The sequence below is a fragment of the Micromonospora sp. WMMD708 genome (genome assembly GCF_049315245.1).
Lineage (GTDB): Bacteria > Actinomycetota > Actinomycetes > Mycobacteriales > Micromonosporaceae > Micromonospora > Micromonospora wenchangensis.
In genome coordinates this window covers 6228934-6253063 of sequence record NZ_CP186060.1, presented here as the reverse complement: position 1 = coordinate 6253063, position 24130 = coordinate 6228934, and the positions used below count along the sequence as shown (strand labels likewise).

General features: G+C 71.6%; 20 protein-coding genes. 17 read left to right on the top strand and 3 right to left on the bottom strand.

Annotation, left to right across the window (positions count from 1 at the left end):
* The 14 genes from ACN260_RS27575 (at position 1) to ACN260_RS27510 (ending at position 17117) form a co-directional block, all read left to right on the top strand.
* The gene (locus ACN260_RS27575; protein ID WP_422753730.1) at positions 1-678 is read left to right on the top strand and encodes a NuoB/complex I 20 kDa subunit family protein; all 678 of its coding nucleotides are present in this window, start codon (positions 1-3) and stop codon (positions 676-678) included.
* Entirely contained in the window at positions 675-1406 is a 732-nt protein-coding gene (locus tag ACN260_RS27570; RefSeq protein ID WP_422753729.1) for an NADH-quinone oxidoreductase subunit C, read from the top strand. The genes ACN260_RS27575 and ACN260_RS27570 overlap by 4 nt, the downstream gene beginning before the upstream one ends.
* Complete coding sequence (locus ACN260_RS27565; protein WP_422753728.1) at positions 1403-2728, top strand: NADH-quinone oxidoreductase subunit D; 1326 nt, start codon at positions 1403-1405, stop codon at positions 2726-2728. Before ACN260_RS27570 ends, ACN260_RS27565 begins: the two co-directional genes overlap by 4 nt.
* Positions 2729-2780: 52 nt before the next feature.
* Positions 2781-3881, top strand: coding sequence for an NADH-quinone oxidoreductase subunit NuoE (gene nuoE, locus ACN260_RS27560; RefSeq protein ID WP_422753727.1), 1101 nt, complete (start codon positions 2781-2783; stop codon positions 3879-3881).
* Positions 3878-5194: an NADH-quinone oxidoreductase subunit NuoF gene (nuoF, locus tag ACN260_RS27555; protein ID WP_422753726.1), complete on the top strand. Its 1317-nt coding sequence runs from the start codon at positions 3878-3880 to the stop codon at positions 5192-5194. Before nuoE ends, nuoF begins: the two co-directional genes overlap by 4 nt.
* Positions 5194-7620: an NADH-quinone oxidoreductase subunit G gene (locus ACN260_RS27550; protein ID WP_422753725.1), complete on the top strand. Its 2427-nt coding sequence runs from the start codon at positions 5194-5196 to the stop codon at positions 7618-7620. Before nuoF ends, ACN260_RS27550 begins: the two co-directional genes overlap by 1 nt.
* On the top strand, positions 7617-8966 hold the full coding sequence (gene nuoH, locus ACN260_RS27545) for an NADH-quinone oxidoreductase subunit NuoH (protein WP_088646152.1): 1350 nt from the start codon (positions 7617-7619) through the stop codon (positions 8964-8966). The genes ACN260_RS27550 and nuoH overlap by 4 nt, the downstream gene beginning before the upstream one ends.
* A gap of 1 nt (position 8967) precedes the next feature.
* Positions 8968-9606, top strand: a complete 639-nt coding sequence (gene nuoI, locus ACN260_RS27540; RefSeq protein WP_088646151.1) for an NADH-quinone oxidoreductase subunit NuoI — start codon at positions 8968-8970, stop codon at positions 9604-9606.
* The gene (locus ACN260_RS27535) at positions 9603-10373 is read left to right on the top strand and encodes an NADH-quinone oxidoreductase subunit J (RefSeq protein WP_088646150.1); all 771 of its coding nucleotides are present in this window, start codon (positions 9603-9605) and stop codon (positions 10371-10373) included. The genes nuoI and ACN260_RS27535 overlap by 4 nt, the downstream gene beginning before the upstream one ends.
* Before the next feature lie 115 nt (positions 10374-10488).
* Complete coding sequence (nuoK, locus tag ACN260_RS27530; RefSeq protein ID WP_067300503.1) at positions 10489-10788, top strand: NADH-quinone oxidoreductase subunit NuoK; 300 nt, start codon at positions 10489-10491, stop codon at positions 10786-10788.
* A 12-nt stretch (positions 10789-10800) separates the two neighbouring features.
* Positions 10801-12759: an NADH-quinone oxidoreductase subunit L gene (gene nuoL, locus ACN260_RS27525; protein WP_422753724.1), complete on the top strand. Its 1959-nt coding sequence runs from the start codon at positions 10801-10803 to the stop codon at positions 12757-12759.
* 64 nt (positions 12760-12823) lie between these two features.
* Positions 12824-14356, top strand: a complete 1533-nt coding sequence (locus ACN260_RS27520; protein WP_422753723.1) for an NADH-quinone oxidoreductase subunit M — start codon at positions 12824-12826, stop codon at positions 14354-14356.
* 34 nt (positions 14357-14390) lie between these two features.
* Positions 14391-15944: an NADH-quinone oxidoreductase subunit NuoN gene (nuoN, locus tag ACN260_RS27515; RefSeq protein ID WP_204925777.1), complete on the top strand. Its 1554-nt coding sequence runs from the start codon at positions 14391-14393 to the stop codon at positions 15942-15944.
* Between the two features lie 90 nt (positions 15945-16034).
* Positions 16035-17117 carry a polyprenyl synthetase family protein gene (locus ACN260_RS27510; RefSeq protein WP_422753722.1) on the top strand — a complete coding sequence of 361 codons (1083 nt, stop codon included), beginning with the start codon at positions 16035-16037 and terminating at the stop codon, positions 17115-17117.
* A gap of 31 nt (positions 17118-17148) precedes the next feature.
* Here ACN260_RS27510 and ACN260_RS27505 read toward each other — a convergent pair whose 3' ends face one another.
* On the bottom strand, positions 17149-18330 hold the full coding sequence (locus ACN260_RS27505) for an MFS transporter (RefSeq protein ID WP_422753721.1): 1182 nt from the start codon (positions 18328-18330) through the stop codon (positions 17149-17151).
* Between the two features lie 158 nt (positions 18331-18488).
* Here ACN260_RS27505 and ACN260_RS27500 point away from each other — a divergent pair, with 158 nt between their 5' ends.
* A complete protein-coding gene (locus ACN260_RS27500; protein WP_422753719.1) occupies positions 18489-19271 on the top strand; it encodes an IclR family transcriptional regulator in 783 nt (260 codons plus the stop codon).
* A gap of 187 nt (positions 19272-19458) precedes the next feature.
* On the opposite strand, the gene ACN260_RS27495 is transcribed toward ACN260_RS27500, so the two are convergent.
* Entirely contained in the window at positions 19459-21585 is a 2127-nt protein-coding gene (locus ACN260_RS27495) for a PhoX family protein (protein WP_422753718.1), read from the bottom strand.
* Positions 21586-21822: 237 nt separating this feature from the next.
* On the opposite strand from ACN260_RS27495, the gene ACN260_RS27490 reads away from it, so the two are divergent.
* Positions 21823-22317 (top strand): sigma-70 family RNA polymerase sigma factor, encoded by a 495-nt coding sequence (locus tag ACN260_RS27490; RefSeq protein WP_228543438.1) that lies wholly within the window; start codon positions 21823-21825, stop codon positions 22315-22317.
* Positions 22314-23015, top strand: coding sequence for an anti-sigma factor family protein (locus tag ACN260_RS27485; protein ID WP_422753717.1), 702 nt, complete (start codon positions 22314-22316; stop codon positions 23013-23015). The genes ACN260_RS27490 and ACN260_RS27485 overlap by 4 nt, the downstream gene beginning before the upstream one ends.
* Before the next feature lie 29 nt (positions 23016-23044).
* Here ACN260_RS27485 and rarD read toward each other — a convergent pair whose 3' ends face one another.
* The gene (gene rarD, locus ACN260_RS27480; RefSeq protein ID WP_422753716.1) at positions 23045-23968 is read right to left on the bottom strand and encodes an EamA family transporter RarD; all 924 of its coding nucleotides are present in this window, start codon (positions 23966-23968) and stop codon (positions 23045-23047) included.
* Positions 23969-24130 lie beyond the last annotated feature (162 nt).

Below are 24130 nucleotides of genomic sequence, written 5' to 3'. Positions count from 1 at the left end.
ATGGGCATCGAGGAGAAACTCCCCGCCGGCGTCCTGCTCACCTCCGTGGAGAAGCTGGTCAACTGGTCGCGGAAGTCGTCCGTCTGGGGCGCCACCTTCGGCCTGGCCTGCTGCGCCATCGAGATGATGGCGGCCGGTGGCCCGCACTACGACATGGGCCGCTGGGGCATGGAGGTCTTCCGCGCCTCGCCACGTCAGGCCGACCTGATGATCGTGGCCGGCCGGGTGAGCCAGAAGATGGCCCCGGTCCTGCGCCAGATCTACGACCAGATGGCCGAGCCCCGCTGGGTGCTCTCCATGGGCGTCTGCGCCAGCAGCGGCGGCATGTTCAACAACTACGCGATCGTCCAGGGCGTCGACCACATCGTCCCGGTCGACATGTACCTGCCGGGCTGCCCGCCCCGCCCCGAGATGCTCATCGACGCGATCCTCAAGCTCCGCGAGAAGATCATGTACGAGCCGCTGGGCCCGAACGGCCGCAAGATGCAGGCGGCCCGCCTGGAGCGCGGCGACGTGCCCGTGGTGCCGTACGGCTCGATGCCGTCGTCGTACCGCAACGACAAGGCCCGCCGTGCCGAGTGGACGAAGGCGGTCCGCGAGGGGCGCGAGGAGCAGTTGCGGATCGAGAACTGGATGAACGCCCAGAACCACCTCCAGGCACAGGGGGGTCCCAAGTGACCGACGACCGCACCAACGACGGCGGGGTGCCGGTACCGGTCACCCCGGCCGGTGCGACGAGCGGTGCCCCCGCCGAGCTGCCGCCGTCCAGCCCCGCCGGGCGCGGCATGTTCGGCATGCAGGGCACCGGCGACGTGTCCGGTTACGGCGGCCTGGTCCGTCACCGCACCCCGGTCGAGGATGCCCCCCGGCCGTACGGTGGCTACTTCGACGAGGTGCGGGATGCGCTGGAGGAGGCGTACCCGCAGTTCGGCGACGCGATCGAGAAGGTCGTCGTCGACCGGGGCGAGCTGACCCTGCACGTGCGCCCGGAGCGGATCGCCGAGGTGTGCCAGGTGATGCGGGACGACCTCGCGCTGCGCTTCGAGTTGTGCTCGTCGGTGTCCGGGGTGGACTACCTCGGCGCCGACGAGCGCCGGCTGCACGTGGTCTACCAGCTCACCTCGATGACCTACCGGCGTCGGGTCCGGCTGGAGGCGGCCGTCTCCGCCGAGCACCCGCACCTGCCCAGCGTCACCGCCGTCTACCCGACGGCCGACTGGCAGGAGCGCGAGGCGTACGACATGTTCGGGGTCATCTTCGACGGCCACCCCAACCTGACCCGGGTCCTCATGCCGGACGACTGGGAGGGCCACCCGCAGCGCAAGGACTACCCGCTCGGCGGCGTCCCGGTGGAGTACAAGGGCGCCGAGATTCCGCCGCCGGACCGCAGGAGGTCGTACCAATGACCACGTCCAACTACGCGACCGAGCGGGAGACCACCGAGGGTCGGGTCTTCACCGTCACCGGTGGGGACTGGGACCAGGTCGTCTCCGGCACCGACCCGATCAACGACGAGCGGATCGTCGTGAACATGGGTCCGCAGCACCCGTCGACGCACGGCGTGCTCCGGCTGATCCTGGAGCTGGAGGGCGAGACGGTCCGCGAGGCCCGCTCGGTCGTCGGCTACCTGCACACCGGCATCGAGAAGAACCTCGAGTACCGCAACTGGGTGCAGGGTTCGACGTTCGTGACCCGGATGGACTACCTCTCCCCGATCTTCAACGAGACGGCGTACAGCCTCGCGGTGGAGAAGCTGCTCGGCATCACCGACGACATCACCGAGCGGGCCACCACGATCCGGGTCCTGATGATGGAGCTGAACCGGATCTCCTCGCACCTGGTCTGGCTGGCCACCACCGGCATGGAGCTGGGCGCGATCTCGATCATGCTGTACGGCTTCCGCGAGCGGGAGTACATCCTCGACATCTTCGAGACCATCACCGGCCTGCGGATGAACCACGCGTACGTCCGGCCGGGCGGGGTGGCGCAGGACGTCCCGGACGCGGCGATCGTCAAGATCCGCGAGTTCCTCAAGATGATGCCGAAGAAGCTCAAGGAGTACGAGGATCTCCTCTCCGGCCAGCCGATCTGGACCGAGCGCACCCAGGGTGTCGCGGTGCTCGACGTGACCGCCTGTGTCGCGCTCGGCGTCACCGGCCCGGTGCTGCGCTCCGCCGGCCTCGCCTGGGACCTGCGCAAGACCATGCCGTACTGCGGCTACGAGACGTACGAGTTCGACGTGCCGACCCACCCGGACGGCGACGTCTGGGGCCGCTACCTGGTCCGGCTCGCCGAGATCCGGGAGTCGCTCAAGCTGGTCGAGCAGGCGTTGGACCGGCTGCGGCCGGGGCCGGTGATGGTGGCCGACCGCAAGATCGCCTGGCCGGCGCAGCTCGCCATCGGCGTGGACGGCATGGGCAACTCGCTGGAGCACGTCGCCAAGATCATGGGTCAGTCGATGGAGTCGCTGATCCACCACTTCAAGCTGGTCACCGAGGGCTTCCGGGTCCCACCGGGCCAGGTGTACGTCGGCATCGAGTCGCCCCGGGGCGAGCTGGGCGTGCACGCGGTCTCCGACGGCGGCACCCGGCCGTACCGGGTGCACTACCGGGAGCCGAGCTTCGTCAACCTCCAGGCCCTTCCGGCGATGGCCGAGGGCGGCCTGATCGCCGACGTGATCGCCGGTGGCGCCTCGCTTGACCCCGTGATGGGTGGTTGTGACAGGTGAGCGCGAGGAGTGAGCTTGCGAGCCCCGCAGTCGCGAACGGAAGGCGACGCCGATGAGTGTTTTCACTGAAGAGACCCGGGTCCGGGCGCGGGAGATCATCGCCCGGTACCCGGCCGACCGGTCCCGCTCGGCGCTGCTGCCGCTGCTGCACCTGGTACAGGCCGAGGAGGGCTACGTCTCCCCGGCCGGGGTGGCGTTCTGCGCCGAGGTGCTGGGGCTGAACAAGGCCCAGGTCGGCGCGGTGGCCACCTTCTACACCATGTACAAGCGCCGGCCCACCGGTGACTACCTGGTCAGCGTCTGCACCAACACGATGTGCAACGTGCTCGGCGGGCAGGAGGTCTACGACACGCTCGCCGAGCACCTCGGCGTCGGGCACGACGAGACCACCGCCGACGGGAAGATCACCCTGGAGCACGCCGAGTGTCTGGCGGCCTGCGACTACGGCCCGGTGATGACCGTCAACTACGACTTCTTCGACGGCGTCGACCCGCAGGGCGCCGTCGGCGTGGTGGACGAGCTGCGCGCCGGTGGCCGGCCGATGCCGACCCGGGGCGCCCGGCTCTGCACCCTCAAGGAGATGGCCGTCCAGCTCGCCGGTTTCGCCGACGAGCGCGAGGGCGCGGTCGCCGACGGCGGACCGGGCGAGGCCACCCTGCGTGGCCTGCGCCTGGCCGAGCAGCACGGGATCACGGCACCGGGCTACGACCCGAAGACCCCGATCCGCAGCAAGGCCGAGGCCGACCGGGCCGCCGCCGAGGCCAAGGCGAAGGCCGAAGCCGCCAAGGCCCCCGCGCCGGCCACCCCGGCGGCGAAGCCGGAGCAGGTCACCGGCAGCACCGCGCCGGACGTCAAGGCCCCGGACGACAAGTCGCCGCAGGTGCGTACCGCCGAGACCCGGCAGCCCGACGCGGCCACCGCCGTGCCGGACGCCCCCGGCACCCGGGTCCCGACCGACGGCGCGCCACCGGCCGGCCGCGACGCGCAGGCGGCGCAGGCGGCCGGGGTGGCCGCGAACGCCCCCGCCGGTGACGGCAAGCCCGCCGGCGACGAAGCCGGCGCGCAGGAGCGCAACCTCAAGGAAGCCGAGGCGGAAACGGGCGCTGCCGGCGCGGGCTCCGCCGTCGCGAGCGAGACGGGGGCCCAGAAGTGACCACTCCCCGGCCGGAGACCCTGGCCAAGCTGACCCCGGTGCTGACCCGCCGCTGGCTCTCCCCGGACGCCTGGCGGATCGGCACCTACGAGAAGCTCGACGGCTACGCCGCGTTGCGCAAGGCCCTCAAGGCCCACCCGGACGACCTGATCCAGCTGATCAAGGACTCCGGCCTGCGCGGGCGGGGTGGCGCGGGCTTCCCCACCGGCCTCAAGTGGGGCTTCATCCCGCAGGGCGACGGCAAGCCGCACTACCTGGTGGTCAACGCCGACGAGGGCGAGCCGGGCACCTGCAAGGACCTGCCGCTGATGACCCACGACCCGCACTCGCTGGTCGAGGGGGTCATCATCGCCTCGTACGCGATCCGGGCCAGCCGGGCCTACATCTACATCCGGGGCGAGGCGGTGCACGCCGCCCGCCGGCTGCGCAACGCGGTGGCCGAGGCGCAGGCCAAGGGCTACCTGGGGCGCAACATCCTGGGCACCGGGTTCGACCTGGAGCTGGTGGTGCACTCCGGTGCCGGGGCGTACATCTGCGGCGAGGAGACGGCGCTGCTGGACTCGCTGGAGGGGTTCCGGGGCCAGCCCCGGCTCCGCCCGCCGTTCCCGGCCACCCACGGCCTGTACGCCAGCCCGACGGTGGTCAACAATGTCGGCACCATCGCCAGCGTGCCGTACATCGTGCTGGGCGGTGCGGACTGGTGGAAGTCGATGGGCACCGAGAAGTCGTCCGGCCCGATGATCTACTCGCTGTCCGGTCGGATCGCCAACCCGGGCCAGTTCGAGTGCGGCCTGGGCGTCACCCTGCGCGAGCTGATCGAGCTGGCCGGCGGGATGCAGCCCGGTCACCAGCTCCGGTTCTGGACGCCCGGTGGCTCGTCGACCCCGCTGCTCACCGCCGAGCACCTGGACGTGCCGCTGGACTTCGAGGGGGTGGCGGCGGCCGGCTCGATCCTGGGCACCACGGCCACCCAGATCTTCTCCGACCAGGACTGCCCGGTCTACGCGACCTACCGGTGGCTGGAGTTCTACCACCACGAGTCGTGCGGCAAGTGCACCCCGTGCCGGGAGGGCAACTACTGGATGGTCCGGGTCTACCGGCGCATCCTGGCCGGCCAGGGCACCCACGAGGACCTGGACACCCTGCTCGACACCTGCGACAACATCCTCGGCCGCTCGTTCTGCGGTCTGGGTGACGGCGCGACCAGCTCGGTGACCTCGTCGTTGCAGTACTTCAAGCAGGACTACCTCGACTACATCGAGGGGCGTACCGCGCCGAAGCTCTCCGACAAGCAGCTGGTTGGAGCCCACTGATGACTGACGTGGCGAAGGCCGCCGAGACCGTAACGCTCACCATCGACGGCGTCGAGGTCACCGCCCCCAAGGGGGCGCTGCTGATCCGGGTCGCCGAGCAGCTGGGCACCGAGATCCCCCGGTTCTGCGACCACCCGCTGCTGGCCCCGGCCGGCGCCTGCCGGCAGTGTCTGGTCGAGGTGGAGGGGCAGCGTAAGCCGGTCGCCTCCTGCACCCAGACCGTCGCCGAGGGCATGGTGGTCCGCACCCAGCTCACCTCCCCGGTCGCCAAGAAGGCGCAGGAGGGGGTGATGGAGCTGCTGCTGGTCAACCACCCGCTGGACTGCCCGATGTGTGACAAGGGTGGTGAGTGCCCGCTGCAGAACCAGGCGATGTCCACCGGCCGCACCGACTCCCGCTTCCACGAGCACAAGCGGGAGTACGAGAAGCCGATGGAGATCAGCACCCAGGTGCTGCTCGACCGGGAGCGCTGCGTGCTCTGCCAGCGCTGCACCCGGTTCTCCGAGGAGATCGCCGGCGACAAGTTCATCGACCTGATGGGCCGGTCGTCCGCCGAGGAGATCAACATCTACCGGGACGACGCGTACGGCGCGGAGGGCGACTCCGGCGACGTCCCGTTCAACTCGTACTTCTCCGGCAACACCGTGCAGATCTGCCCGGTCGGTGCGCTCACCGGGGCGCAGTACCGGTTCCGGGCCCGCCCGTTCGACCTGGTCTCCAGCCCGAGCGTCTGCGAGCACTGCTCGGCCGGCTGCGCGCAGCGCACCGACTGGCGGCGGGGCAAGGTGCTGCGCCGCCTCGCCGGGGACGACCCGCAGGTCAACGAGGAGTGGAACTGCGACAAGGGGCGGTGGGGCTTCCAGTACACCCGCGCCTTCGACCGGCTCACCACCCCGCTGGTCCGCGACGAGAAGTCCGGTGAGCTGCGGGAGGCGTCCTGGAGCGAGGCGCTGACCCGGGCCGCCGACGGGCTGCGGGCCGCCCGCGACGAGGGTCGCGGCACGGCGGTGCTGACCGGCGGCCGGCTGACCGTCGAGGACGCCTACGCGTACGCGAAGTTCGCCCGGGTCGCCCTGAACACCAACGACATCGACTTCCGGGCCCGGCCGGTCTCCCGCGAGGAGTCCGACTTCCTGGCCAGCACCGTCGCCGGGGTCACCGACGTGACCTACGCCGACGTGGAGAAGGCGTCCACGGTGGTGCTGGTCGGGCTGGAGCCGGAGGAGGAGTGCCCGATCCTCTTCCTGCGGCTGCGCAAGGCGTACCTGAAGAAGAAGCTGACGGTCTACGCGATCGCCCCGTTCGCCACCCGGGGCCTGGAGAAGCTCGGGGCCAAGCTGGCCCGGGTGGTGCCGGGCGAGGAGGCGAGCGTACTCGCCGAGCACGACACGGTGGCCGAGGCGCTGAGCGCCGAGGGCGCGATCCTGTTCGTCGGCGAGCGGCTGGCCGGCGTGCCCGGTGGCCTCTCCGCCGCCGCGGACGTCGCCCGGCGTACCGGTGCGAAGCTGGCCTGGGTGCCGCGGCGTGCGGGCGACCGGGGTGCGGTCGACGCGGGCTGCCTGCCCAACCTGCTGCCCGGCGGGCGTCCGGTGACGGAACCGTCGGCCCGCGCCGAACTGGGCGAGGCGTGGGACATCCCGGCCGGGGTGATCCCCAGCCAGGCCGGTCGGGACACCGGCCAGATCCTGGCCGCCGCCGCGAACGGCCAGCTCGGCGCCCTGGTGGTGGCCGGCGTGGACCCGGCCGACCTGGCCGACCCGAGGCTGGCCGAGCAGGCGCTCGACGCGGTGCCCTTCCTGGTCAGCCTGGAGTTGCGCAACTCGGCGGTGGCCCGCCGGGCCGACGTGGTGCTGCCGGTGGCCCCGGTGGTCGAGAAGGCCGGCAGCTTCCTCGACTGGGAGGGTCGGCTGCGGACCTTCGAGGCGGTGCTGCACACCGCCGCGATGACCGACGCGCGGGTGCTGGACGCGATCGCCGCGCAGCTCGACGTCCGGCTCGGCACCGGCGACGTGTCGAGCATCCGCCGGGAGCTGGGCGCGCTGCCGCCGACCCGGGCGGACCGGCCGGTCAGCCCGTCGGTCGCCCCGGCGACCGTGCCCCAGCCGGGTGCTGGCGAGGCGGTGCTGGCGACCTGGCACCAGCTGATCGACCTGGGCAGCCTCACCGACGGCGACGAGCACCTCGCCGGCACCGCCCGCCCGCCGGTGGTCCGGCTGGGCAAGGGCACCGCCGAGTCGCTCGGTGTGGCCGACGGTGACCCGGTCACGGTGGGCACCGACCGGGGTGCGGTCACCCTGCCGGCGGCCATCACCGAGATGCCCGACGGCGTCGTCTGGCTGCCGACCAACTCGCCCGGTTCGACCGTACGGCGCAGCCTCGGCGTCGCGTCCGGCACGGTGGTACGGATCTCCGGAGGTGCACAGTGAACACCCTCCTGGCGCAGGACCCGACACTGGCGGACTTCGGCAGGGACCCGTGGTGGCTGGTCCTGATCAAGATCGTCTTCGCCTTCGTCTTCGGTCTGCTCGCCACCCTGCTCGGCGTCTGGTTCGAGCGGCGGGTAGTCGGCTACATGCAGGTCCGGCCCGGCCCCAACCAGGTCGGCCCGTTCGGCCTGCTGCAGACCCTCGCCGACGGCCTCAAGATGGCCTTCAAGGAGGACATCCTCCCGAAGGCCGCCGACAAGGTGGTCTACTTCTTCGCCCCGGTCATCTCGGTGGTCTGCGCGGTCACCGCGCTGTCGGTGATCCCGTTCGGCCCGATGGTGAGCATCTTCGGCCACCGGACCCCGTTGCAGGTCACCGACGTGCCGGTGGCGGTGCTGGTGCTGCTGGCCTGCTCGTCGTTGGCCGTCTACGGCATCGTGCTCGGCGGTTGGGCCTCCGGCTCGACGTACCCGCTGCTCGGTGGCCTGCGCTCCAGCGCCCAGATGATCTCGTACGAGGTCGCGATGGGGCTGAGCATCGTCGCGGTGTTCATGACCGCCGGCACCATGTCCACCAGCGGGATCGTCGCCGCCCAGGGGGACGCCACCCGGCTCACCATCGGCGGCGTCGAGATCCCCGCACCGGGCTGGTACGCGATCCTGCTGCTGCCCAGCTTCATCATCTTCTTCATCGCCACCGTCGGCGAGACCAACCGGGCGCCGTTCGACCTGCCCGAGGCGGAGTCGGAGCTGGTCGCCGGCTTCATGACCGAGTACAGCTCGCTGAAGTTCGCGCTGTTCATGCTCTCCGAGTACGTGGCCATGGTGACCATGTCCGCGGTGACCACGACGCTGTTCCTCGGCGGCTGGCGGGCCCCCTGGCCGATCACCCTGTGGGGCGACGCCAACACCGGCTGGTGGCCGATGCTCTGGTTCTTCGGCAAGGTGCTGATGCTGGTCTTCGTGTTCGTCTGGCTCCGGGGCACCCTGCCCCGGCTGCGCTACGACCAGTTCATGCGCTTCGGTTGGAAGGTGCTGCTGCCGATCAACCTGGTCTGGATCCTCGTCCTTTCCGGGCTGCGCTCCATCGAGGACTGGCAGTCGCGGGACCGGCTGCTCGCCACCGCCATCGGTGCGGGCGTGCTGCTGCTGGCGACGCTGCTGTGGCCGAGCCGCAAGCCGGCCCCGAAGCCGACCCCGCAGGAACAGGCCGACAACCGGCCGTACGGCAGCTTCCCGCTGCCCCCGCTGGATCTACAGGTACCACCGAGCCCGCGCACCAAGCGCGTGGTCGCCGAGCGGGAGCCGGCCAACATCGCCACCGGCTCGGACTCCAGGGAGGTGTGACGTGGGCGCGATCACCGGAACGTTCAAGGGCTTCGGGGTCACCTTCTCGCACATGTTCAGGAAGGTCGTCACCACCGACTATCCGTTCAAGCCGCCGGTTTCGGCGCCGCGCTACCACGGGCGGCACATCCTCAACCGGCACCCGGACGGCCTGGAGAAGTGCATCGGCTGCGAGCTGTGCGCCTGGGCCTGCCCGGCGGACGCGATCTACGTCGAGGGTGGCGACAACACCGACGAGCAGCGTTTCTCGCCGGGTGAGCGGTACGCCAGCGTCTACCAGATCAACTACGCCCGGTGCATCTTCTGCGGGCTCTGCATCGAGGCCTGCCCGACCCGTTCGCTGACCATGAGCAACGAGTACGAGCTGGCCCGGGACAACCGGCAGGACCTGATCTTCACCAAGGAGCAGTTGCTCGCTCCGCTGCTTGAGGGCATGGAGCAGCCGCCGCACCCGATGCGGCTCGGTGACAGCGAGAAGGACTACTACGTCGGCGCGCTGACCAACCCGGGCACCTCGGCCGGTGCCGAGCAGTCGCCGATGGGGCCCGGCCGTTACCAGGTCGAGGAGCACCCCGGGGTGACCTTCCCGGGTGCCGAGCAGGCGGCCCAGCGGGCGGCGGGCAAGGGAGCCGGAGCATGAACACGTCCACGGTGCTCGCCGCGGCGGGCCAGGTGTCCGGGGGTGAGGAGGTCACCTTCTGGATCCTCGCCCCGCTGGCGCTGATCGGCGCGATCGGCATGGTCTGGGCGCGAAACGCCGTGCACTCGGCGCTGTTCCTGGTGCTCACCATGCTCTGCCTGGGCGTGTTCTACGTGCTCCAGGCCGGGCCGTTCATCGGCATGGTGCAGATCATCGTCTACACCGGCGCGATCATGATGCTGTTCCTGTTCGTGCTGATGCTGGTCGGCAGGGACGCCTCCGACTCGCTGATCGAGACGCTGCGCGGCCAGCGGGTCGCCGCGGTGGTGCTCGGGCTCGGCTTCGCCGGGCTGGTCGGCACCGGCCTGTACCGGGCGCTGAACGGGGTCACCGCCGTCGGCCTGGACCAGGCCAACGCGGAGGGCAACGTGCAGGGCATCGCCCGGCTGCTGTTCACCAAGTACGTCCTGGCCTTCGAGCTGACCTCCGCGCTGCTGATCACGGCGGCGATCGGGGCGATGGTGCTGGCGCACATCGAGCGGCGCAAGGAAGACAAGATGGACCAGGTCGCCACGATGAAGGCCCGGTTCCGCCCCGGCAACTACCCCGGCCCGAAGCCCGGTCCGGGCGTCTTCGCCACCTCCTCCTCGGTGGCCACCCCGGCCCGGCTGCCCGACGGTCGGCTGACCGACCGCAGCACCCCGGCGATCCTGCCGCAGCGGGAGCTGACCGCCGAAGAAACCACCCTGAAGGGGACGGAACGGTGAGCGCGAGGAGTGCAGCGAAGCGGAGCCCCGCAGTCGCGAACGGCGGAGTGGCCCCGGTGAGCGCGAGGAGTGCAGCGAAGCGGAGCCCCGCAGTCGCGAACGAAAGGTCGGTCCGGTGACCCCCGACTACTACCTGATCCTGGCCGCGGTGCTGTTCACCGTCGGCGCGGTCGGCGTGCTGGTACGGCGTAACGCGATCGTGCTGTTCATGTGCGTCGAGCTGATGCTCAACGCGGCCAACCTGACGCTGGTCACCTTCAGCCGGATCAACGGTGACCTCAACGGACAGATCATGGCGTTCTTCGTGATGGTGGTGGCGGCGGCCGAGGTCGTGGTCGGGCTCGCGATCATCATGTCGATCTTCCGGACCCGACGCTCCGCGAGCGTCGACGACGCCAACCTGCTGAAGTACTAAAGGGGCCCTGCGGTGGATGAGATTCTGACGTACGCCCAGGCAGAGCCGACCGGCGCCGTCACCTACGCGGCGGCGGACGGCCTGCTGAGCAGCGTCTGGCTGCTGGTGGCGATCCCGTTGGCCAGCGCGGCGATCCTGCTGCTGCTCGGCCGGCGGGCCGACCGCTGGGGGCACTGGCTGGGCGTGGCCGCGATCGGCGCCGCGTTCGTGCTGGGGCTCACCTCGTTCTTCCAGCTGCGCGGGCTGGAGAACAAGTCCGTCGAGCTGAGCCTCTGGGACTTCATCACGGTCGGCGACCTGCGGGTGGACTTCGGTCTGCTCTTCGACCCGCTGGCCGCGGTCTTCGTCCTGCTGATCACCGGGGTGGGTTTCCTGATCCACCTCTACGCGGTCGAGTACATGGCGCACGACGAGGGCCGGCGACGGTTCTTCGCGTACTTCAACCTCTTCGTCGCCGCGATGCTGCTGCTGGTGCTCGGCAACAACTACGTGATGCTCTACTTCGGCTGGGAGGGCGTCGGTCTGGCGTCGTACCTGCTGATCTCCTTCTGGTACGGGCGGCCGAGCGCGGCCACCGCCGGTAAGAAGGCGTTCCTGATGAACCGGGTCGGCGACGCCGGCCTGGCGATCGGCATCTTCATCCTGTTCGCCACCCTCGGCACCACCCAGTACGACGAGGTCTTCTCCTCCGTCGGCGGGCTGGCCAGCGGCACGGTGCTGGTGCTGGGCCTGCTGCTGCTGCTCGGCGCGGCCGGCAAGTCCGGTCAGTTCCCGCTCCAGGCGTGGCTGCCGGACGCGATGGAGGGCCCGACCCCGGTGTCGGCGCTCATCCACGCCGCCACCATGGTCACCGCGGGCGTCTACCTGATCGCCCGGTCCAACCCGATCTTCTCGGCCAACGAGACCCTCCAGCTCGTGGTGGTCAGCGTCGGCGCGCTGACCCTGCTGATGGGCTGCGTCATCGGCGCGGCCAAGGACGACATCAAGCGGGTGCTGGCCTGGTCGACGGTCAGCCAGATCGGCTACATGTTCCTCGGCGTCGGCCTCGGCGGCGCGGCGTACGCGCTGGCCATCGTGCACCTGCTGGCGCACGGCTTCTTCAAGGCCAACATGTTCCTCGGTGCCGGCTCGGTCATGCACGGCATGAACGACCAGGTGGACATCCGCCGCTTCGGCGGACTGGCGAAGTACATGAAGATCACCTGGATCACCTTCATGATGGGCTGGCTCGCCATCATCGGCATGTTCCCGTTCTCCGGCTTCTTCTCCAAGGAGCCGATCATCGTGGCCGCGTTCGAGCGGGAGGGCTGGACGGCCTGGCTGTTCGGCGGGGCGGCGCTGCTCGGCGCGGGCCTGACCGCCTTCTACATGACCCGGTTGTTCGTGCTGACCTTCCACGGCCCGAAGCGGTGGACCGAGGACATCGAGCACCCGCACGAGTCGCCGAAGCTGATGACCATCCCGCTGATCCTGCTGGCGATCGGTTCGGTCGGTGCCGGTTTCCTGCTCGCCACCTCCGTTCCGGACTGGCTGACCGCCACCGCCGGCCTGGGCGGCGAGCACGCCGAGCACGCGGCGGTGCTGCCGCACTGGCTGCTGACCGCGCTGTCGCTGGTGGTGACGGTGCTCGGCGCCGGGCTGGCGTGGGCGTTGTTCCGCAACGGCACGGCCACCGCGCCGCAGCCGGCCGGGGTGCTGGTCACCGCTGCCCGGCGCAACCTCTACACGGACGCCTTCAACGAGGTGGTCTTCGAGAAGCCGGGCATCTTCCTCACCCGGGCGCTGGTCTTCCTCGACAACCGGGGCGTCGACGGGCTGGTCAACGGCCTGGCCGCCGGGGTCGGGGGCGGTTCGGGTCGGCTCCGGCGGTGGCAGACCGGCTTCGTCCGGTCGTACGCCACCTCGATCCTGACCGGCGCGCTGCTCGTGGTGGCGGCGTTCCTGGCGGTGCAGGCGGGGTGGCTGGCGTGATCGACCTCAATGCGACCGCCCCCGCCGGCGGGCCCCGCATCCACGACGGAGGTAAGGCCGCATAATGTCCAACTTCCCGTTCCTCTCGGTGCTGACCGTGGCACCGCTGGTCGGCGCCCTGGTCGTGGCCTTCCTGCCGCGTCGCCGGCCCGACCTGGCCAAGCAGGTGGCGTTCGGCTGGTCGCTGCTGGTGCTGGCGCTGTCGGTGGTGATGTGGGTCACCTTCTCCGCCGACGGTGACCGGCTCCAGTTCCGCGAGTCGTACCCGTGGATCCCCACCTGGGACGTCAGGTTCACCTTCGCCGTCGACGGCATCGCGCTGGTCATGCTGATGCTGATCGCGGTGCTGGTGCCGCTGGTGATCCTGGCGTCCTGGCACGACGCCGACGCGTCGAAGCGGTCGGTGCCTGCCTACTTCGCCCTGCTGCTCGTCCTCGAATCCACGATGATCGGCGTCTTCGCCGCCGCCGACGTCTTCCTGTTCTACGTGTTCTTCGAGGTCATGCTGGTGCCGATGTACTTCCTGATCGGCAGCTACGGCGGCCACCAGCGGCAGTACGCGGCGGTGAAGTTCTTCCTCTACTCGCTGGTCGGCGGGCTGTTCATGCTGGCCGCCGTGATCGGCCTGTGGGTGGTCGGCGGCAAGACCTTCGACTGGCAGGCGCTGACCCAGGTGGACATCTCCACCGGCACCGAGCGCTGGCTGTTCCTCGGCTTCTTCCTCGCCTTCGCGATCAAGGCGCCGTTCTTCCCGTTCCACACCTGGCTGCCGGACGCCGGTCGGGCCGCCCCGGCGGGTGCCGCCGCGCTGCTGGTCGGCGTGCTGGACAAGGTCGGCACGTTCGGCATCCTGCGGTACTGCCTGCCGCTGTTCCCCGAGGCGTCGAAGTGGTTCGCCCCGTGGGCGCTGGCGCTGGGGCTGATCGGCATCCTGTACGCGGCACTGCTGGCTGTCGGCCAGTCCGACCTGAAGCGGCTGGTGTCGTACACCTCGATCGCGCACTTCGGGTTCATCGGGGTCGGCATCTTCGCCTTCACCACCCAGGCGGGCACCGGCGCGGTGCTCTACATGCTCAACCACGGGCTCGCCACCGGCCTGCTGTTCCTGGTCGTCGGGATGCTCATCGCCCGCCGCGGATCGTCGCTGATCTCCGACTTCGGCGGGGCGGGCAAGCTGGTCCCGCTGCTGGCGGGGGTGCTCTTCTTCGCCGGTCTGGCCTCGCTGGCGCTGCCCGGCACCGCGCCGTTCGTTTCCGAGTTCCTGGTGCTGATCGGCACCTTCACGGTGAACAAGCCGGTCGCGGTGATCGCCACGCTGGGCATCATCCTGGCCGCCGCGTACGTGCTGTGGATGGTGCAGCGCACCACCCAGGGCACGCTCAACCCGGAGTTGACCGAGGTCAAGGCGATGCACCGCGACCTCACCCTGCGCGAGAAGGCCGTGGTCGCTCCGCTGATCGCCCTGATCGTGCTGCTCGGCTTCTACCCCAAGCCGGTCACCGATGTGATCAACCCCGCCGTCCAGGCGACCATGCAGGACGTCGGCAAGACCGATCCCGCCCCAGAGGTCGGCAGCGTCCAGGAGGCTGCGAAGTGAGCCCCGCAGTCGCGAACGAAAGGCGGCATCCGCAGTGACCGAACTCAAGTTGCCGTCGATCGACTACGCGGCGATCGCCCCGATCCTGATCATGCTCGGGGTCGCTCTGCTCGGCGTCCTGGTGGAGGCGTTCGTGCCGCGCCGCCGCCGGCACCTGGTGCAGCTCTCGCTGTCCCTGCTGGCGGTGCTCGCCGCGCTGGTGATGGTGGTGCTCAGCGCCGACGTCCGGCGGGTCACGGCGGGTGGGGCGCTGGCGGTGGACGGTCCCACCCTGTTCCTGCAGGGCACCATCCTGGTGCTCGCCGCGATGGCGCTGCTGCTGATCGGCGAGCGGTCGGTGGAGCGCGGCGGTGCGTTCGTCGCCCAGGCGGCGGTCACCGCCGAGTCGGCCGACGACCGGCAGCAGGCCGAGGGACGCAACGGGGCGACCGAGGTCTACCCGCTGACCAGCTTCGCGATCGGCGGCATGCTGATCTTCGTGGCGGCGAACGACCTGCTGACCATGTTCATCGCGCTGGAGGTCTTCTCCCTGCCGCTCTACCTGCTCTGCGCGCTGGCCCGTCGCCGGCGGCTGCTGAGCCAGGAGGCGGCGATGAAGTACTTCCTGCTCGGCGCGTACGCCTCGGCGTTCTTCCTGTTCGGCGTGGCCCTGGTGTACGGCTTCACCGCCGGCATCCCGGGCCGGTCCGCCGGCGTCGACTTCGCCACCGTGCACGCCGCGGTGAACGAGTCCCCGGCCAGCGAGGTGCTGCTGTTCGCCGGGATGGCGCTGATCGCCATCGGCCTGCTGTTCAAGGCCGCCGCCGCCCCGTTCCACGTCTGGACCCCGGACGTCTACCAGGGCGCGCCCACCCCGGTCACCGGCTTCATGGCGGCCTGCACGAAGGTGGCCGCGTTCGGTGCCCTGCTGCGGGTCTTCCACGTGGCGTTCGACCAGGCGGCCTGGGACTTCACCCCGGTCCTCGGGGTGGTGGCGGTGCTCACCATGCTGATCGGCGCGGTGCTGGCGGTCACCCAGACGGACATCAAGCGGCTGCTGGCGTACTCGTCGATCGCCAACGCCGGGTACCTGCTCGTCGGGGTGCTCGCCCCGACCGGCGCGGGTGTCTCCGGCACGATGTTCTACCTGGCCGCGTACGGCTTCTCGGTGCTCGCCGCGTTCGCCGTGGTGACCCTGGTCCGCGACGCCGACGGGGAGGCCACCCACCTGTCCCGCTGGGCCGGGCTGGGTCGCCGCTCGCCGTTCTACGCCGGGGTCTTCACCTTCATCCTGCTGGCCTTCGCCGGTATCCCGTTGACCAGCGGCTTCATGAGCAAGTTCGCGGTCTTCGGCCCGGCGCTGGAGAGCGGGCACGCCTGGCTGGTGGTGGCCGGTGTGCTGACCAGCATGGTGCTGGCCTTCCCGTACCTGCGGGTCGTGGTGATGATGTGGCTCTCCGAGCCGGGCGAGAGCACCCCGACCGTCGCGGTGCCGGGCGGGTTGACCGCCACCGCCCTGATGATCGGGGTGGCCGCCACCCTGATCCTCGGCGTGCTGCCGGCGCCCCTGCTCGACCTGGCGACGGATGCCGCAGCGTTCGTCAGGTGATCCGTTCCGTTCGGCCGTGGGGCCGGTGCGCTCAGGCGTGCCGGCCCCACGGCCGTATCCCCCGTCCGGAGCAGGTCGAACGGGTGTGGCATGGTTGATGGCGTGGTGATTCCGACGGGGGAGCGTTCAGGTGCCGTCGGCTCCGGTGGTCGTCGGGGCCGGGCGGGCACGGGTCAGGTCGGCGCGCTCGGCGTGCACCTGGCCGATCCGCGGGTCGAGGCGTCCGTGCTGGGCCTGCTGGACGACGTCGAGGTGGAGCTGCGGGCCAGCGTGTCCAGCGCCGACCCGCTCGTCACCGAGGCGGCCCGGCACCTCGTCGAGGCGGGCGGCAAGCGGTTCCGGCCGTTGCTGGTGGCGCTGGGCGCGCAGTTCGGCGACCCGGCGGGCCGGCAGGTGGTGCCGGCGGCCGTGGTGATGGAACTCACCCACCTCGCCACCCTCTACCACGACGACGTGATGGACGAGGCCGCCGTGCGGCGGGGCGCACCCAGCGCGAACTCCCGCTGGACCAACTCGGTGGCCATCCTGGTCGGCGACTACCTCTTCGCGCGGGCCGCCGACATCGCCGCCGACCTCGGTCCGGAGGCGGTACGGCTCCAGGCGCGCACCTTCGCCCGGCTCGTGCACGGGCAGATCGCCGAGACCGTCGGCCCCCGCACCCAGGACCCGGTCGACCACTACCTGCGGGTGATCGCCGACAAGACGGGCTCGTTGATCGCCACCTCGGCCCGGTTCGGCGGCATGTTCGGCGGGGCGGCCGAGGCGTACACCGAGGCCCTCGCCGGCTACGGCGAGACCATCGGGGTGGCCTTCCAGCTCTCCGACGACCTGCTCGACATCGCCTCCGAGTCGATGCAGTCGGGCAAGACGCCCGGCACCGACCTGCGGGAGGGGGTGCCGACCCTGCCGGTGCTCTACGCGCTGGCCGGCGACGACTCCGACGCGGCCTCGGTGCGGCTGCGGGAGATCCTGGCCACCGGCCCGCTGGTCGACGACGCGCTGCACACCGAGGCGCTCGGCCTGCTCCGGGAGTCCCCGGCGCTCAAGCGGGCCCGGGAGACCGTCCGCAGCTACGCCGAGGACGCCCGCGCCCAGTTGACGCCGCTGCCCCGGATTCCGGCCCGGCAGGCGCTGGAATCGCTCTGCGACTACATCGCCGACCGCACCGGCTGAACCCCGCGCCACCCGGGTCGGTCCGGCCCGCTCAGGGCGTGGCGGAGCGGCGCAGCAACCTGCTGCCGGTGAGCATGAGGACGGCGGCGAGGAGCATGGCGGCCCCGGCGGTCAGCCACATCACCGGGTAGCCGCCGGCCCCGGCGAGCGCACCGAGCCCGAGCGGGCCGAGGCAGCCGCCGGCGTACACCCCGGTCTGGGTGATCGAGGTGGCGGCGGCCGGGGCCTGCGGGTGCAGCCGGACCACCGCGAAGTTCATCAGGCCGGGCCACGCCCAGCCCAACCCGAAGCCGAGCACCACCCCGACGGTCAGCGGCACCGCCCCGGCCACCGCCAGCAACCCCAACCCGACGGCCCCGACCACCAGCATCGCGGCGATCAGCGCGACGTGACCGGTGTCCCGGCGGTCGGCCAGCCAACCGACGCCGATCCGGGCCGCCACGCAGACCGCGCCGCCCAGCGTGAGCACCAGCCCGGCCGGGCCGGGGGCGAGGCCCCGGTGCACCGACGAGTCGACCACGAAGGTGCCCAGCGCGTTGGCTGCCCCCGCCGCGAGGGTGGCCGCCACGCCGACCACCACCAGCGCCGTGGTGGCCCCGCCGCCGCGTTGCGCCGCGCGCTCCCGTACCGGTCCGGCCGGCTGCGGGGGTACGGCCGGCAGCGCGGCCAACGCGGCCCCGGCGGCGGCCACGAACGCCCAGCGCCAGCCGGCGGTGAGGGCGATCGTCGGCACCGCCGCCCCGGCCAGCAGGGTGGACGCGGGGATGGCGGCCTGCTTCACCCCGAACGACAGGCCCTGCCGCCGGGCGGGCACGTGCCGGGCCAGCGCGGCGTTGCTGGCGAGTTGGCCGAGCGCGTTGGCGGCGGCGCTGAGCGCGAGCAGGCCGACCAGCACCGGGTACGAGCGGGCCAGGCCGGCGATGGCGAGCAGGCAGCCGGCGGCGAGTCCGATGGCGGCGCGGGCCACCACGGCCGGGCCGATCCGCTCCACCAGCCGGCCCGACGGCACCGAGGCGAGCGCGCTGACGCCGAAGTAGACCGACACGGCCAGGCCCAGCCCGGCGGGGGAGAAACCCAGATCGTCGCCCATCTGCACGGCGAGCCCGCCGACCAGGAAGACCGGCAGGACGCTGGCGACGGTGGTGGCGACCGCGCCGCCGCCGACCCGCAGGGGACGTAGTGCCGGCGTACGGCTGGGGGCGGTGTGGGTCATCGTGGGCCCAACCTACGCGAGTCGTGTTCCTGACAACGCTCGGCGTGTCGCCTGGGAACCCGCCGTATACCGCCTGATCTGGCGTCCTCCACCCGAACGGGCGTTCCGTCTCGGCCGGGTTTTTCATATGGTGTAAGTCCCCGGCTGCGGAGGTGGTTGTGCGTGACCCCCTGGCGGAACCTTCGGATCTGATCCGAAGTGTGTCCCGCGCGCTACGCGTGCTCGAGTCGGTCGGTCGTGCCCCGAAGGGCCTGACCGTCAAGCAGATCGCCCGGCGGTGCGAGCTGACCGTCGCCACCACGTACCACCTGGTGCGCACCCTGGCCTACGAGGGTTACGTGATCCGGCGGGAGGACGGCACCTACATCGTCGGCCTGGAGATCGCCGACCGGTACCGGGAACTGGTCACCGCCTTCCGGGGCCCGGCGGCGGTCGGTGAGTCGCTGCGGCGGGCCGCCGTCGACACCGGGTGGAGTCACTACCTGGGCCGGTTCGTCGGCGGCCAGGTGGCGGTCACCGCCGTCGCAGAGGGGGCCCGCTCGCCGTACCTGGAGGACATGGTCCCCGGCTTCGACGAGGGCGCGCACGCCACCGCCCTGGGCAAGGCGTTGCTGGCCACCCTCACCACCGAGCAGCGCCTGCGCTATCTGCGCGACTACGGCATGCGGCCGTTCACCACCGCCACCCTGACCACCCCCGAGGCGTTCGAGGCGGATCTGGCCGCCGGCGACCGGCGGGGCATGCAGTTGGAGCTGGGGCAGTTCCGGCAGGGGGTGGCGTGCGCCGCCGTCCTGGTCACCCCGGACAAGGACATGGAACGACGGGTGGTGCTGGCCTGCGCCCTGCCGGCCAGCGAGATGATGACCTCCGCCCGGGTGGTCCGCGCCAAGCTGCTCACCGCCGCCCGCGCGGTCGCCGACGGCATCGCCGCCGACCTCTGACCCGCCCGGCGGCGCACAGGCGGAGGCCCCGGCCCACCGGGGGCACCGTCCGGCGCGCGCAGGCTGAGGCAACGCCCGGCGCGCGGGCGAAGGCACCCACCGGCGCGCGGGCGAAGGCCCCCTCCCGGACCGCAGCGGAAGAGGGCCTTCGCGGCCGGCCCGGCGGGGCCGGCCCGGGGTGGGCGCGTCAGCTGCCGATCGGGCCGCCGTCGAGCCGCCAGGTGACCACCACGCCCGGCTTGGCGTAGTCGCCGTCCGGCCAGGTCGACGCCGGCTTCTCCACCGACGCGCCGGTGATCTCACCAGGGTGCTGCACGGCGACGAACACCGACCGGTTGTCGCCGGTGATGAACGGCCCGCAGGTCTCCGCACCCAGCGGCACGGTGAGGAACTGCTTCAGGTGCCCCCGCTCCGGCCCCTCGACGGCGGTGGCGAACAGGCCGTCGTTGCTGCCCAACGCGTTGCCGTCGGTGGAGATCCAGAGGTTGCCGGTGGCGTCGAAGGCGACGTTGTCCGGGCAGGAGATCGGCGAGACCTTCGTCTTGTCGTACCCGGCGAAGTAGGTCGACGGGTCGGCCGGGTCACCGGCGACGATCGGCAGCGACCAGGTGAAGGACTCCGCGGTGTTGTCGCCCCGGTCCTCGACCAGCTCCAGGATCTGCCCGTGCTTGTTGAGGTTGCGCGGGTTGATCTCGTCGGCCGCCGGCTTGCCGGCCTTGCCCCGGTCGGAGTTGTTGGTCAGCGCCACGTACACCTTGCCGGTGAGCAGGCTCGGCTCGACGTCCTCCGGCCGGTCCATCTTCGTCGCGCCGACCTTGTCCCCGGCGAGCCGGGTGAAGGTGAGCACGTCGGCGGCGGTCATCCCGTCGACGTACGAGCGGTTGCCGCTGACCAGCCTGATCCACCGGCCGGTGCCGTTGAACGCGCCGTCGGCGGGCAGCCTGCCCGAGCCGTCGATCTCGGCGGCGCTGGTCTGGCCGAACTGCGCCACGTAGAGGGTGCCCGACTCCAGCAGGGTCAGGTTGTTCTTGCGGGCCACCCAGGAGTCGCCCGGCATGAACTTCTTGTCGGAGACGAACTTGTAGAGGTAGTCGAAGCGCTCGTCGTCACCCATGTACGCGACCACCCGCTTGTCGCGGGCCACGATCACGTTGGCGCCCTCGTGCTTGAAGCGGCCCAGCGCGGTGTGCTTACGCGGGCGGCTCTCCGGGTCGAACGGGTCGATCTCCACGATCCACCCGAACCGGTGCGCCTCGTTGGGGTGCTTCGCCAGGTCGAACCGCTCGTCGGCCCGCTCCCACCTACGGCTGCCGCTGGGGTAGCGGGCGGTGGTGGTGATGCCGTACCTGTCGAACTTCGGCTTCAGCTCGGCGGGCGCGGCGTCGGCCCCGACGAAGTACTGGTTGAAGTTCTCCTCGCCGGAGAGCACCGTCCCCCACGGGGTGACCCCACCGGCGCAGTTGTTCAGGGTGCCGACCACCGTGCGGCCCTTCGGGTCGGCGGCGGTACGCAGCCACGCCGAGCCGGCGGCCGGGCCGGTCAGCTCGAACTTCGTGGCCAGCGCGGTGACCCGCCGGTTGTACGGCCGCCGCCCCTGGCCCACCGCCCGCCACTGCCCGGTGCCGTCCACCCGCTCCAGCTCCACCACGGACATGCCGTGCGCGGCCATCGCGGTGCGCAGCTGCTCGACGGTGAGGTTGTCCAGGCCGGTGAAGCCGGGGAACATCAGGTCCTCGTTGGTGTACTCGTGGTTGACCACGAGCAGCGCCCGCCTGCCCCGCCGGTCCAGCGGCAGCACCCCGACGAAGTCGTTGTTGTAGCCGAACTGCTTGGCCTGGGCGGCGGCGGTCTGCCCGTGCAGGTCGAACCGGGGTGCACCGGGCAGCACCGGGTCGCCCCAGCGGATGACGACGTGGTGGTCGTACCCGTTGGGGACGACCAGGGTGTCGAGCTGGTTCGGCGGGATCGGCTTGAAGGTCAGCGCGCCGGTGCCGACGCCGCGCTGCGGCGCGGTCGGGTCGGCCACCTCCGGCACCACCGGGGTGGCCGGCGCGGCACCGGCCGGGGCGGCCCCGGCCAACGCACCGGCGGCGGCACCGCCGAAGCCGAGCACCAGCGCGCCCACCGCACCCGCCCGGACCACGCCCCGCCGGGTCACCTCCCCCTCGACCAGGTCGCCGAAGTAGGTGTTGCCGGAGGTGTTGGGTACCGGGTGGTCGCAGGCGTTGCCGCAGCGGTACAGGCAGGTCATCGCATCGCGGCTGCCGTGCCGGGTGGTGCCGAGCAGCGGGAGCAGCCGGGGACGGTCGCTCATGGAAGAAAGCCTCCTGGAAGCAGGTCGGTGGCACGCCGTTGTCACCTGCGCGACGTGCGTACCGGCCGGACGCTGCCAGGACGGGGTGAGCGGCCACCGGACTCGGTGTGAACCGGATGTGAACAGCAGTCACCGCTGAACCGTTCGGGGTCACGGCGCGTAATAACCGGCGGACACGTTCGCCGGACCCGTCGGGCGGGAAGCGAGGGGATCACCATCAGCGACCACGACGCCCAACTGCTGCGCGCCCTGCACGACGAGCACGCCGAGGCGCTCTACGCGCACGCGCTGCGGCTGGTCAACGGGGACCGCACCCGGGCCGAGGACCTGGTGCAGGAGACCCTGCTGCGGGCCTGGCGGCACCCCGAGTCGCTGGACCCGCGTCGCGGCTCGGTCCGCGCGTGGCTCTTCACGACCGCCCGGAACCTGGCGATCGACGCCTGGCGGCGACGGTCGACCCGGGTCGGCGAGGTGTTCACCGACGACCTGCCCGAGCCGCCCGAGACGGTGGACGAAGCGGAGCGCGCGGTGGAGGCGTGGACCATCGCCGAGGCGCTGAACCGGCTCAGCCCCACCCACCGGGAGGTGCTGGTCGAATGCTTCTACCAGGGCCGTTCGGTGGCCGAGGCGGCGGCCCGGCTGGGGGTGCCCCCGGGGACGGTCAAGTCGCGCACCCACTACGCGCTGCGTTCACTACGGTTGGCCCTGGCCGAGATGGGGGTGACCGGATGACCCGCTGCGAGTTCGCACACGACGACGGCGCGTACGTGCTGGGTGCGCTCGCCCCCGCCGACCGGGCCGCCTACGAACGGCACCTCGCCGGGTGCGCGGCGTGCCGGGACGCGGTGGCCGAGATCGCCGTGCTGCCGGGCCTGCTGGGCCGGCTCGACCCGACCACGCTGGAGGAGTTCCTTCCGCCACCGCCCGAGGTCAGCCGGGTGCCCGACCTGATCGCCACCGCGCGGGAGCGCCGCCGCCGCGAACGGGCCCGCAACCGCCGACGGTACGCGCTGACCGCCCTCGTCGCCGCCGGGTTCGCCCTGGTGCTGGGCGTCGCCGGAGCGTCCGCCCTGCGTCCGGCTCCGACGCCCGCGCCGACCACCCAGGCGGTACGGATGGTGTCGATGGCGCCGGTCGCGGCCAAGACCCCTGCGGTGCACGCCGAGATCGGGCTGAGCGGCACCAAGTGGGGCACCGAGGTCACCATGCACTGCGGGTACGACGCGACGGCCGGCTACGGCAAGGCGTACACGTTCCGGCTGGTGGCCCGGGGCCCGGACGACGCGACCGAGCAGATCGCCTCCTGGCTGGCCGCCCCCGGCGACGACGTGAACCTGCGCGGGGCGACCCGGTTCACCGACGCCGAACTGGTCCGCCTCGAACTGGTGCGCGCCGACGGGACACTGGTGCTCAGCTACGACGTCCGCTGATCCTGCGGGCCGCGCGGCGGTCGGGTGGTTCAGTGGGCGGCGGCGGGCAGCGGATCGGCGGCGCGGGCGGCGGCCCGGGTGCGTCGACCGTTGCGCAACGCGTCCAGGCTGAAGATCACCAGGGCCAGCCAGACCAGGGTGAAACCGGCCAGCCGGGCCGGCGGCATCGGCTCGTGGAAGATCAGCACGCCGCAGCCGAGCTGGAGGACCGGGGCCACGTACTGGAGCATGCCGAGCGCGGTCAGCGGCAGCCGGTTGGCCGCGCCCGCGAACAGCAGCAGCGGGACGGCCGTCACCGCCCCGGCCGCCACCAGCAGCGCGGTGTGCCCGGCCGAGATCCCGCCGAACGTCGACCCGCCCCGGCTCGCCAACCAACCCAGGTAGCCCAGGGCGGGTAGCGCCAGCACCGCCGACTCGACGAACAGCCCCTCCGCCGCCGGCAGCCCGAGCTGCTTCTTGGCCAACCCGTAGCCGGCGAAACTGGCCGCCAGGATCAACGCCAGGTAGGGCAGCCGGCCGTAGTCGACGGTGAGCACCGCGACCGCCGCCGCGCCCACCCCGAGCGCCACCCACTGCGCCGGGCGCAGCCGCTCGCGCAGCACCAGCACCCCGAGCAGCACCGACACCAGCGGGTTGATGAAGTAGCCGAGGGCGGTCTCCACCACCCGGGCGGAGTCCACCCCGTAGATGTAGGTGCCCCAGTTCACCGCGATCAGCGCCGCCGCGACGACGATCCCGGCCAGTGTCCGGGGGCGGCGGGCCAGCGACCGCAGGAAGCCGACGTTGCGCAGGGCGGCGAGCAGCAGCGCGACGAACACCACCGACCAGATGATCCGGTGGGCGAGGATCTCCATCGGCCCGGCCGGGCGGAGCAACCTCAGGTAGAGCGGGATGAAACCCCAGATCAGGTACGCACCAAAGCCGTAGAGGTAGCCGAGCCGCAGCGGAGTCACGATCCCACCGTAAGGGGTGCGGGCGGATCAGGCTCCTTTCCGGTGAGCGGGGTCACCGCTGGTCCACCCACTCCGTCCACCGGTCCGGGGAAGCCGGGGTGAAACCCAGCTTCGCGTACACCCCGTGGGCGTCGGCGCGATTCGGCGTACGCCGTACCCGGC

Coding starts and splice junctions, on each gene's coding strand:
- ACN260_RS27575 (WP_422753730.1), top strand. CDS start 1: ATGGGCATCGAGGAGAAACTCCCCGCCGGCGTCCTGCTCACCTCCGTG.
- ACN260_RS27565 (WP_422753728.1), top strand. CDS start 1,403: ATGACCACGTCCAACTACGCGACCGAGCGGGAGACCACCGAGGGTCGG.
- nuoE (WP_422753727.1), top strand. CDS start 2,781: ATGAGTGTTTTCACTGAAGAGACCCGGGTCCGGGCGCGGGAGATCATC.
- ACN260_RS27550 (WP_422753725.1), top strand. CDS start 5,194: ATGACTGACGTGGCGAAGGCCGCCGAGACCGTAACGCTCACCATCGAC.
- ACN260_RS27535 (WP_088646150.1), top strand. CDS start 9,603: ATGAACACGTCCACGGTGCTCGCCGCGGCGGGCCAGGTGTCCGGGGGT.
- ACN260_RS27520 (WP_422753723.1), top strand. CDS start 12,824: ATGTCCAACTTCCCGTTCCTCTCGGTGCTGACCGTGGCACCGCTGGTC.
- ACN260_RS27510 (WP_422753722.1), top strand. CDS start 16,035: ATGGTTGATGGCGTGGTGATTCCGACGGGGGAGCGTTCAGGTGCCGTC.
- ACN260_RS27505 (WP_422753721.1), bottom strand. CDS start 18,330: ATGACCCACACCGCCCCCAGCCGTACGCCGGCACTACGTCCCCTGCGG.
- ACN260_RS27495 (WP_422753718.1), bottom strand. CDS start 21,585: ATGAGCGACCGTCCCCGGCTGCTCCCGCTGCTCGGCACCACCCGGCAC.
- ACN260_RS27485 (WP_422753717.1), top strand. CDS start 22,314: ATGACCCGCTGCGAGTTCGCACACGACGACGGCGCGTACGTGCTGGGT.